This window comes from Bacteroides sp. CAG:633 (assembly GCF_000435115.1).
GTDB lineage: Bacteria > Bacteroidota > Bacteroidia > Bacteroidales > Bacteroidaceae > Bacteroides > Bacteroides ndongoniae.
Genome location: NZ_FR882948.1, coordinates 1 through 10805 on the forward strand (window position 1 = coordinate 1; position 10805 = coordinate 10805).

Annotated in this window: 8 protein-coding genes; 1 reads left to right on the top strand and 7 read right to left on the bottom strand. The window is 44.2% G+C overall.

From position 1 onward, the window contains the following. Positions 1 to 93: 93 nt before the first annotated feature. The 7 genes from QVP67_RS00475 to QVP67_RS00505 all read right to left on the bottom strand — a co-directional run bounded on the left by QVP67_RS00475 (position 94) and on the right by QVP67_RS00505 (position 9621). Positions 94 to 801 (bottom strand): DUF4493 domain-containing protein, encoded by a 708-nt coding sequence (locus tag QVP67_RS00475; RefSeq protein WP_022161601.1) that lies wholly within the window; start codon positions 799 to 801, stop codon positions 94 to 96. A gap of 7 nt (positions 802 to 808) precedes the next feature. Then, entirely contained in the window at positions 809 to 3028 is a 2220-nt protein-coding gene (locus QVP67_RS00480) for a DUF4493 domain-containing protein (protein ID WP_288179742.1), read from the bottom strand. Between the two features lie 2 nt (positions 3029 to 3030). Beyond that, positions 3031 to 4683: a PCMD domain-containing protein gene (locus QVP67_RS00485; RefSeq protein WP_022161603.1), complete on the bottom strand. Its 1653-nt coding sequence runs from the start codon at positions 4681 to 4683 to the stop codon at positions 3031 to 3033. Between the two features lie 26 nt (positions 4684 to 4709). Next, entirely contained in the window at positions 4710 to 5567 is an 858-nt protein-coding gene (locus QVP67_RS00490) for a hypothetical protein (RefSeq protein WP_022161604.1), read from the bottom strand. 152 nt (positions 5568 to 5719) lie between these two features. After that, positions 5720 to 7516 carry a DUF4493 domain-containing protein gene (locus QVP67_RS00495; protein WP_022161605.1) on the bottom strand — a complete coding sequence of 599 codons (1797 nt, stop codon included), beginning with the start codon at positions 7514 to 7516 and terminating at the stop codon, positions 5720 to 5722. A 4-nt stretch (positions 7517 to 7520) separates the two neighbouring features. Then, positions 7521 to 8813 carry a DUF4493 domain-containing protein gene (locus tag QVP67_RS00500; RefSeq protein WP_022161606.1) on the bottom strand — a complete coding sequence of 431 codons (1293 nt, stop codon included), beginning with the start codon at positions 8811 to 8813 and terminating at the stop codon, positions 7521 to 7523. A gap of 34 nt (positions 8814 to 8847) precedes the next feature. Continuing rightward, positions 8848 to 9621, bottom strand: a complete 774-nt coding sequence (locus tag QVP67_RS00505; RefSeq protein ID WP_022161607.1) for a DUF4493 domain-containing protein — start codon at positions 9619 to 9621, stop codon at positions 8848 to 8850. Between the two features lie 307 nt (positions 9622 to 9928). On the opposite strand from QVP67_RS00505, the gene QVP67_RS00510 reads away from it, so the two are divergent. Further along, entirely contained in the window at positions 9929 to 10756 is an 828-nt protein-coding gene (locus QVP67_RS00510; RefSeq protein ID WP_288179743.1) for a helix-turn-helix domain-containing protein, read from the top strand. Positions 10757 to 10805: the final 49 nt, after the last annotated feature.

Below are 10805 nucleotides of genomic sequence, written 5' to 3' on the forward strand. Positions count from 1 at the left end.
AAATGTGTCTACCTATATCAGTACAAGACAACCTGTCGTGGTACTTCAGATGAAACACGGTGAATTTCGGATGGTTATGACTCACGGGCGGTATTAGCGCGATGCAGTTGTGGTACAGACGGCTTGCAGGCGAGTATCGGCCAGCGAGTAGCTGAGGATGTAGCAGTGACCCGGCTCTATGCTTTGCCCGTCGTTGTTTCCATAAGTTTGGGGCGTTGTTGTGAAGGTTTCGTTGTCGGTGTTGGTGGCGGTCAGTGTATAGGTGAAGGTCATGTTGTCCGTATAGTCGAAGTAAGCGGTCTGGCCGGGGGCAATCGTTTTTGTAGCGCCGGAGTCCGTCGTATATACGGTAAGCGTAGGGTTGGAGAATAAGGCGGTAAGTTCGTCGCTGAACGGTGCCAGGCTGATGCCAACGTTGATCATCGGTACCTGCAAGTCGATGTAGCTTATTTTATCGAGCTCGATGCTGAAGGTTGTCCGGGCATAATAGCGTGGGGCATCGGCTCCTGTTGTAAGGTAAGCTTTGTTGTAGGCTTCGAGGGTATAGGAGCCGGCATTCAGTTCCACCTTGGTTTGGGGAGACTCTCCCGGCGCATAGACTTTGTCCGCATCAGTTCCGTTGGAGATCTTGATGTACAGGTCTTCCTCAACGGCACGGGTGACGATGTTTTCCGCGGTGACGGAACCGAGGGTAAGGCTTTCTAATTGCAGATAGCCTTTTCCCGTTTCGGTCAGTACGTCTTCTTGCTGACAGCTTATCAGCAGGAAGAGAGTTATGAGTGTATATAATGTTTGTTTCATATGTCTGTTATTTGTTGTAGATGAGGGAGATGTCGTCGATACGTAATATACTACCATAATGTGTCGTATAATTGCCAGCATCGGATAATGAAATTTCTCTTTTTTTTTCGTAAGGAACATTACCTTGACCGGCATTGGAAGATAGAAAACATACATATATTTTCGAGGCTTTTTCGATGTAACTCGTTTGGTAGGTAATATTAATAGTTTGGTTAGTCCATGATGTCGTTAGCATGTTTGAGGTATGATGTCCTTCTCCAATTATGTTGCCTGAAGCATCAATTACTTTTACTATAACTTCATATGTATCCTGTTTGTCTCCATTATAAGGTTCATATATGTACCAAAATGATATTTGGGTTGGTCGGCTATTGAATGTTCGCCCTTCATCTATACTTATGCTACCATTTGCTGCTGAGGTGGAAGTGGTACCAGTGTAATTTCCATAAAATAACATCCCTGCCACTTTATTATTGTCATAAATAACTGATCCTGTATTAACGGGACCTGCTGCTGTATTCCTTAATTCAGCAGATCTATTTCCTCCATGCTTATAGGCTGTGGAATATGAAACTGCTGGGAAACCATTATAATTGCTTTTAAACCAAGATAAAATATTATATCTAAAAGTGAACTCATTATTTGTATCCCAATATTCTTCTTCATTAGAAGAGTTACGTGGAATATAATTAGGAGCATCCCAACCAGAGTCTGTTTGATGCCATGCTTCCATATCTGAATTTACTAATTGTTCCTGGCTTTCCATTTCAATATCTACTTCATTGGAAATTAATGCGCCTCTATATATAGCTCTTACTTTATAATTTCTATTTAGTGGGTGCTCTGTAAAGATTTGCTGGCGGGTCTCTTGATTGCTACAGTCTTTCCATTCTCCATTGTCCTGATATTGGTAAATCAGATTCTCTTTAATTTTCTCCAAGTTCCCTTTCCCTTCTTCCACGGTTATTTCTTCAATGGTGAACTCTTTGGTCCATATGTTTCCTGGCAATACGGACACGGTAAATATAGGTTTGTGTACAGCAATAGTATAGGTTTGCGCTCCATCGGTGTTAGTACGATTGTTGGCAGTCACACTGTTGATGGTAATCTGGTTATTGGCTACACCTTCATTTTTCGCTAACAGTTTAGATGTAAAGTCTTCGCTGAATATTATTTGGGGCGAACTAGAACCGATGAGAGGTAGGCTGATGCCAGCATTCGTGAGTTTAATTCGGTCCTCATCGCTTAACGCTGACAGATTGTAATCTTTGTTCAACGTGAGAAAATTCTCATCGCTGAAGTTCAGTGAGAATGACATGTCTTGGATGGGGCGAGATACGGTAAAGTCAATCGAGGCAGTAGGTGCTTCGGCTGTTTCATAGATTGTCAGCGTTTTATTTTCGTCAAAACCCGTAGCGCTGATTTTCGGTGCAGGCAACCACTCCACTGGTATCGTCTCCGAGATTGTCACATTCTCCACCTCTACCTTTGCTACGGTAAGGATGACTCCGGAGGTGGCGGGTTTCACTTTCAGCGTCAGTTTGCAATGCTTGCCAGCGCCAAAGGTGTCGGCATTCTTCAGCTTGTCATCTTCCAATGTCATGGATACTGCCTGACCGTTGTCTTTCAGGGTACCGACGAACTGAAAGGTAGGAATGGTACCTGCACGGTAGTAGGCACTTTTCTGTGCATTGTTATTGTTGATCGTGACGAATTGATTATCTACAGAAACCTTCAGACCGTACGAGGAGAACAGGGCATCGAACTTCTCGGGCTCGTCGTACGTCACACTGGTCAGTGCATTGGCCACTTTGCAGCTCAGGTTTACTGTCCGGGTCTCTCCTTCGGTTACTTCCACTCCTGCCTCTTCTCCTTTATAATAAGGAGTGTCCAATCCTAATAATGGATTTTCGCCACAGGTGGCCGTCACGGTGTAAAGTCCGACCGAAGCAGGAATCTGGTCCGAAGTAAAGGTGCCATCGTACAGTGTGCTGCCGGTGCTTTCTTTCACAATCTTCAGTGAAAATTGTTCTTTAACAGGTTTGCCCAGTTCGGCGGGAGTGCTTTTGGTGGTTACGGTCACGTCTTCTCCCAACGATATAAGGAAACCGCCCTCCATGCCTTCCCACTGCTCCGTCTGGCAGGCTGCCAGCAGCAAGCCGATGAAGCCCGCATATAAGGCCTTGATATATTTCATTGTGATGGTTCTTCTATTCTCTTTTGTCATACTTACTCGTAAATCAGTTCAAAATTATCTAACCACAGTTTGCTGCCTACTCCGCCGGTGAAGTAATCGCCATATTTGCTGGCACTGGCCACCACGACGATGTATTTCGGTGTTCGGTTGGTGTATCGATAGTCGAGCACAAGGTCCTTCTGCTGGTAGGCCGATGTGCTGGAACCTTGTATCAGTTCGGCGTATGCGATGATGTGCGAGTCGGCTTTGTCGAACAGCTGGCGTTCGCTGGGGCGCGTACGGATTTCGAGTGGTTCGTCCCAGTCGGTCAGTGCGATGTAGATGTGGCACGAGTCGGGACGTCCTTTCAGATAAGAAAGGGCATCTTCTCCCACCTTGTCGATGGTGGCCGAAGTGTATTTATAGTTGATGCGCAGTTTGCTGGGGAACGACGAGAAAGACCGTCCGAAGCTCAGTACACCGTTGGTTCCTACCGTCTTCACATAACTGCCCGTAAAGATGTTGCCTGCCGCAAACTTCAGAACAAGATATTTCGATTCGAGCGAGGCGGCAAGTCCGCTTCCGTTGCAGGTTTCGCTGGTGGGGATGGAGTTGCTGTCGCTGATGGTGACGGCTCCTTTATTGCCGGTGTCCCAGAAAGAAGTTCCGCCCAAGCTCCAGGGGTTCCACAGTTTTTCTTCCTGATGCCAGTTGTCGAAACTGCCGTCGGTCAGCGGAGTTGCGGGTGCAGTAGTGAACGTCTGCGTGCCTGCTACGGTGCCGTCGATGCTGATGCGGCATTCGTATGCGGTGCCGGGAGTGAGTTGTTGCAGATCAGTCGTATAGTTGATGCCGCTGATGGTGATGTCGGCCGAAGGCTGTGAAGTCCAGTTGCTGTCGGTCGATTTGCGGTATTCCACTACAGGCTGTTTGCCGCTTTGTATGCTGCCTTTCAGTGTGGCACTTGTGGCTCTTGAGAAGACGTCTATCTGCCCTGATGCGTTTTCGTCGGTCTGATAGACATAGACGGTCCACTGGTGGCTCACTTCTTCCCAACCATACGAAACAAAGAAGGTCCGTGGTTCGGAGAAGTCGAAGTAGGCATCGGCAGTCGGGTCAGGATATACCGTACCGTGCTGGCCAGCCAGGTTGAACGAAGTCACTTTAATGTGGTCGAGCCGTTGTTCGTGCGACACGTAGATAATGACATTCCGGTTGATGTCATCCACAATGGCATTGCCTACCTGGTTTTCCAGAACGATATCGCGCTTTATCACCTGCTCGATGCTGATGCTCCAGGCATAGTCCTGATAAGTGCGCAGGATGATCGTTGCGGAGTTCGAAAAATCCATGCGGGTATCCGACGAAATGGGAATATCGTCCAGCGAACTGAAGCCTACGGTCGGAAACTTGGCATAGTTGTGGCAGAGGGTAGAGTCGGGCACCAATGTGGCGTTGTTGCTGACGGTCAGTTTGGTAATACGCAGTTCAGACAAGTCGACCGAGTCGTCTACATATAGTTTCACCGTACGTGCGTTTTTATCAATGGTAGCTTGCTGGCTTCCACTGCCGTCGGGACCACATTGTCCTTCTACCTCAAAGTCCTGGATGCTTCCGTCAACGATGGGGTAGGGAATGTCGTTCTCGATGGCACAGGCAGTTAATGCCAGTACGCAGCATATATAACAGAAGAGTCTTTTTATCATAGTTCGTTCGTTTCTTGATCGTTGGTTTACAGATAGAAGGTCATGCCGATGTTTATCGAGAAGAGGTTGATCTTGAAGTTTCCCGAAGACGTTCTTCTCATGCCGCTTTCTATCTGATTGGTTGTCTGTTTCTGCCATTTGAAGTTGTAGCCCATCACGCCTACCGATACTTCGACTGCCGACCAGTCGGTGACGAAGGCCGTCATGCCCGGTGCTATACCGATTTGCAGGTTGTGCGTCCGTTCGAAAGTACCGTCGTATTCGGTATTGGAACCGGTTGAGTTCTTTCCTACTCCGTAGGCATACGTCAGGCGTACTTCGTTGAACAGTCCGAAAATCTTGCTTTTTCCGATGGGCATGTAAGTACGCAGAAAACCCGATACCTGATATTCATGTTCCAGATAGTAGAGGTCTTTGAGGCTGATGTTGAAGTCTTCACCCAGATTCAGTTCGAAGTTGGCCATATCCAGATAGGTGCGGTTGTAGCCGAAGCGTAAGCCTGCCGCTACGTTGTCCTTGAAGAAGTAGCCGACGTAGGGACTAACGTTGAACGTATATCCCAAACCTTCTACATTCTTTATGACCAGAAAGTTCAGGTTATCTTCTTCGTGTTCGGAATAAGAAACCGTACCTCCTGTCATCCACTGACCCTTGGGAATGAAGACCGATTGCATGATGCCGCGGTCGATGCGCTGGGGCCGTTGGGCTTTTTTCCGTTTCTTTTTGGTTGGAGCTTTTATCTTGTAAACATGTCCTGTTGAATCGGCTATGATGATGCTGTCGCCATTGAGGGTGGTTTCGATGCTGATAGACTTCTGCGCCTGCAGTGTCTGGAATGCACTACCGATAGCGAACAATAGGATGAGTGACAGTATTCTGAACATAAATGTTTAAAAACGTATATAAGAGGGGGCATCAAAACCGCAGTTTACTACGGATTACACAGATGATCACAGATTGAAATCTCTGTGCCTGTCTGTGTAATCTGTGGTGAGTTATGACGCTCTCTCTTTTTAATTAATAATTGTGTACGACTTTACTTGGTGGAAGGAACTCCATAAAGCAACTCTAAGTCGTCGATGTACATGATACTACCTGTACTTCCAGTGAAGTAATCACCATATTTACTTGAAGAGCAGACGATAATCAAGTAATATTCAGTTTGTGGTGTGATATCTTTATACTTCAGTTCGACATTGAATTCTTTCCATTCATTATTGGTGGATACAGCTTCTGCATCAGGTAATTCGCCATACGCAATGATGTTGTCATCGTTTTCAAAATCAAAGAATGTAGAAGTCTGGGTGTTGTCCAACTGATGAGGAGCCTTAGCTATTGCCATGTAGATGGAACATAAGTCGTCAGTTCCTTTTTCGCCAAGTCCTGCAGGAGTTTTATCACCCCGATAGTCTATCTTCCCACTTGTATAGCGGAACCAACCATGCAGACCTGTTGGGCGAGATGCAAATTTCTGTCCAAAATCAATTTTGGCTCCGTTAGTACCTACTAAGCTGTTGAATTTGCCTGAGTAAAGGCTGGCTGCAGCAAACTTACCAATACCGAATGCAGAAGCATACTGTGATTTTAATTCTGCAGATTTACCTCCGCTGGTGTGTACGATAGAGCTATTGCCTTGTGTTGGGTTTACATTAACTAATGCTCCGGCACCTGTTGTAGTTCCCGGGTTACTTGAATCCCAGAAAGAACCAGAAGTGGAATAGTCACTTTCTGATACCGGATACCAAGTTCTGCCGTTCTTGTACCAATCATCCATATTGCCATTTGGCAATGTAGTGGCTTCTTCTGTTGTGAATGTTACTGGATCGCTGGCATAAGCTTCTCCACTTTTTTCATAAGCAAGGCGATAAGCATATTGTGTGGCAGGTGTCAACCCTGTAAGTGTCACTGTGAATTTCTGGTTTTCGCTATTATAATTGGCTGCAATGGTCTGCCATTCTTCTGCATCGGCCTTTTTATATTCAAAGTGCATGCTGGCCGGATCAAGTTCTTCGGATGAAGAAAGAATACTTCCTTCTAAATAAGCAAAGTTACTCCAAGCGTTAGCCGGTTCGGCACCTAATTTTGTGCTGGCTTCGGTAGAAACATTAAATGTAAACGTATATACGGTTTCAGTACCATCTACACTGACGCTGACTCCTCCTATATCGCCGGTTTCGGCAACCTTAAAGTTCAGAATGTAGTGTTTGCGGGCTTTAACGTTAGTGATAGGTGTATCTTGTGAGAACTGTTGTCCGGAATGGTTGGTTACAGAAATAGTAGCGGTAAGGTCTGCTACAGGGAAATATGCTGGTTTCAGTTCATCGCCCATTCTGAAGCTGAGTTCGTTAACACCTTCCATAGCCGATTTGACAGTGGCTGTAGCCGATTGGAAAGCATCTATAAAAGACTGATCATAATTTACGGTAACTTTTACGTTAGCCAATGTACAGGTAATGTTGGCGGTAACCTCTTTGCCTGTTTGTACCGTTATCTGCTGGCTACCGGCATAGTAAGGAATATCAAATCCCGATTCGGAACCATCGAACCCGTTGGAAGAAGCTTTTACGGTATAGGTTCCTGCTTCCAAGCGGATTTGTTGTCCCGACAAGGTTTCCCAGTCGTCGGTACTTTCTACGATTCCTCCTTTACTATCGAGTATTTGCAAAGCAATTTGTTTAGGGTTATAATCTGCGGCGATACGGGTATCTACGTAGGCATTAGTTCCTACTTCAATACGGAGATAACCGATGTTGTCATTTAAGTCGTCTTGCTGACATGAGGTTATACTCAAGGTGGATAATATTACAAAAAGAAATAAATATATCTTTTTCATTTTCTTACTCGTTTATGGTTACTTTAAATACACCGGTTGCTTTTTGCCCATTTTTATCGGTTACAGTAATATGGAATTCATGCGATTTGCCTGGATCGGTCGCTCCTGTCATATCAAGGAAGGTGAAGAATGTTCCGATTGGGAACGTATATTCTTTTATTCCATCTGTTGGGGCTGTACTTCCTACAGTAGCGACTAAATTCCCAAAATCGCTATTATCAATCAGGTCTACTCCTCCATTCTCAGCAAGGAAACTTTGTCCGTCCATCTTTAAATCGACCAAGATTGCTTGAAAGGCATCATTTCCTGCAGTTATGGTTACGATGATTTTATCCAATCCTGCTTCAGAGGCTATATATGCATCAGCACTGGCCGGTGCATTGCCTGCCGATATTGAGTAAGTGACATCTGCGGGTAAGTTAAGAGTTACACCATCTCCTGTTGGTGGTTCAGTTCCGGAATCTCCACCCTCGTCCGGATTTGTTGTCGGAATCTCTACCGACTCGCTTTCATTTTCAAATGTGATATTGGCAGTAATGGTAATTCCTGTCAGTTCTCCTGTGGAAGATTCTACAGTACCCATGTTGATTTCCAGTGCATCACCGCCGGTGAATGCATCTCCCACTTCTTCATACTGTTCGGCTGCGTCTTTCTTCTGGAATACTCGTCTTTCGGTTACAGTGTTCCCTTTAGTTGTTACAGCCTTGATATTGACAGTAATGGCTGTGATGTTATCACCAAAATGCCAATAGATGGGAGCCGGATTCTGGTCACTTTCGGTGTATGCAAGTGCAGTTTCTGTGCCATCGTCTATGGTAATCGTCCATGAACTGAATGCCTCTTTGAAATCGTTTCCGTACTTCATCTGAATGCGGCTGTTGGCCATACGACATACAACGTCGACTTCACTTGTGATGCCTTTGCTAACAGTAATATTTGTACTGCCCGAATAATAGGGATTTTCCATTTTCTTCTCCAATGTTCCGGGAGTATGTGACGTTACGGTATATTGTCCTACAGGGACTGTGATGCTGGACGGGACTTCATCTACGGTAGCGTATTCTTTTACTACGTCAGTTACTTCGGCACTTGTTCCTTGTATGGTTACAGGGAAATTGTTGGTTGTCACTTCTGTAGCACGTGTCTGTGAAATGGGTTGCTTTACGCTGACTCCAAGTTCTAAAGCGCCTGTATCTTCTTTGCTCACCAGACTGCCAGTCAGTTCATTTTTCATCTCGCACGACGCCAAACCAAGGATGGTTACTGTGCTTAAGGCTATGATATTGATTAGTTTCATAAATCTCTTCTTTCTATATTAAGGATATTGAGTTTTAAATCCATTCGGAGGGAACTTCGATATCGATTTCTTCATCATCAGTCGATTCATCGATGGTAACAACGATGCCCAAACTACCGTTGTTGTCTTGCGGCGCAATGTTCAGTGTCCACGATTTACCAGGTGCCAGTGTATAAGTCTTTTCCACTGTTGCAGACTTGTTATCGCTGATACGAGTAAAGTTGATGGAAGCTTTTACGCTTTCTCCTTCAGCATTCACCTTCAAATACCACGGTTCAGTATCGTTTTTCTGCCAGATAGCACTACTTCCGGTTTCTTTCAGTGCGGCAGTTTCATATACAACAGAATAGTTGCTAAAGTATTGAGACATATTGTTTGCAAAACTTACTTTAACTTTTCCGCAAGTAGGTTTACATTCAACATTTACTTCTTGGAGTTCTTCTCCGTTTACGGTGAAGCTTGTTTCTCCTTTTACATAAAATCCGTCGCGTGAAGCATTATTTTCTGTACCATAAAATGCTTTCAGGGTGTAATTGCCATTGTTTAAACTAATTCGTTCAGGTTTTTCGCTATAAATGAACTCTTCTACAACGCTACTTTTATCATTTAGTATTTGCACAGAGTATCGATTTATATCTCCATAATCGTTTTCGTTTACGGCTTTTGTAAATACGGCACTGGCCGTAACTCCCAATTGGATACTACCGCTTCCGTTATTTTCAGCAGGGTCTTCATTTGATGCGCAGGATGTGATCATCAGGGATGCTATGCAGCCCATCAGGAAATACTTTAAGTTGTAAATTTTCATATAATTGATTTTAATGACTATTTCTTTAAGACACTTCTTGGGATAGTACTTGTTTTATGCATGATTTTTCGGGTTGCAAAGTAACGGCTTTGTCATTGCTTGTGCAAGGTCTGTTTTTTCTATTTTTGTTCTTTTTTTAAAATAGATCTTTGGATGGATTCGGTTATTTGCTTATAAATGTGCGATAAAGATATTTTTGCCGATAAGTCTTTTCTTTTTTATTTGTCTGTTTTTAAAATGAGATTATCTTTGTAACTTGATATTGTATAAGAGAAATCATATGGAAGGTCGCTTTTATGAAAAAAATATGCCCAAGATAGACTTGCCGGAGGATTGGCTTGCGGGGGCTGATATTAATCCAGGTTTGCTAAGTCTTTATACGGATTTTCCGGTAAGACTGAAGTGTGAGATACTTATTCTATGTCACGGAGGCGAGGTGGAGGCATCGGTCAATTTGAACCGTTTTTGCGTACATCAGGATGAAGCTGTGTTATTGGTACCGGGTACCATTTTTCAGATACATAAGGTGAGCGGGGAACTGAAAATTTACTTTTTAGGTTTTTCGTCCAGCTATATCAAAGGAAATCCTTCACAACATTTGGTTGATGCCTGCTGTCTGTTGTCCGAGTCTCCGGTTATTCCTCTCCGTAAAGAAGCCTCGGAACTGCTTGGAGATTATTTTGCTTTGCTTATACGCCTATATGAGTTCCTTGATGAGAAAGGACGGGCAGTTGCAGCCAAAAATCTGTTTGCTGATGTTCACTTGGTTATTCATCAGCTTTCGGCACATAAAAGTGGTCTTCGGATACTTTCCAAAAATGAGCAGTTGTTTCGTAATTTCCAACGGCTTGTGACTTTGCATTATTCCCATGTGCGTCAGGTTGTGTGGTATGCAGAGCAGTTACGGGTAAGTCATGCATATTTGTGTAGCGTGGTTAAAGACGTTACGGGAAGAACGTGTACAGACATTATCTCGTCTATGGTTATTATGGATGCAAAGTCTCAACTGAAATTAACAGATGCTTCTATTCAAGAGATTTCGGATGCATTGAACTTTGCCAATATTTCGTTTTTTGGCAAATATTTTAAGCGTTATGTAGGCATGAGCCCATTGGAATATAGGACAAAAGGCTAATAGGATTTGCAGAAAAAAGAAAGAGGGTGTGTCGTAATACGCGATTCAC

What these genes read in the sequence shown, in the direction of transcription:
- QVP67_RS00495 (WP_022161605.1), bottom strand. Translation starts at nt 7,516, where the DNA reads ATGAAAAAGATATATTTATTTCTTTTTGTAATATTATCCACCTTGAGT.
- QVP67_RS00510 (WP_288179743.1), top strand. Translation starts at nt 9,929, where the DNA reads ATGCCCAAGATAGACTTGCCGGAGGATTGGCTTGCGGGGGCTGATATT.
- QVP67_RS00485 (WP_022161603.1), bottom strand. Translation starts at nt 4,683, where the DNA reads ATGATAAAAAGACTCTTCTGTTATATATGCTGCGTACTGGCATTAACT.
- QVP67_RS00490 (WP_022161604.1), bottom strand. Translation starts at nt 5,567, where the DNA reads ATGTTCAGAATACTGTCACTCATCCTATTGTTCGCTATCGGTAGTGCA.
- QVP67_RS00505 (WP_022161607.1), bottom strand. Translation starts at nt 9,621, where the DNA reads ATGAAAATTTACAACTTAAAGTATTTCCTGATGGGCTGCATAGCATCC.
- QVP67_RS00500 (WP_022161606.1), bottom strand. Translation starts at nt 8,813, where the DNA reads ATGAAACTAATCAATATCATAGCCTTAAGCACAGTAACCATCCTTGGT.
- QVP67_RS00475 (WP_022161601.1), bottom strand. Translation starts at nt 801, where the DNA reads ATGAAACAAACATTATATACACTCATAACTCTCTTCCTGCTGATAAGC.
- QVP67_RS00480 (WP_288179742.1), bottom strand. Translation starts at nt 3,028, where the DNA reads ATGACAAAAGAGAATAGAAGAACCATCACAATGAAATATATCAAGGCC.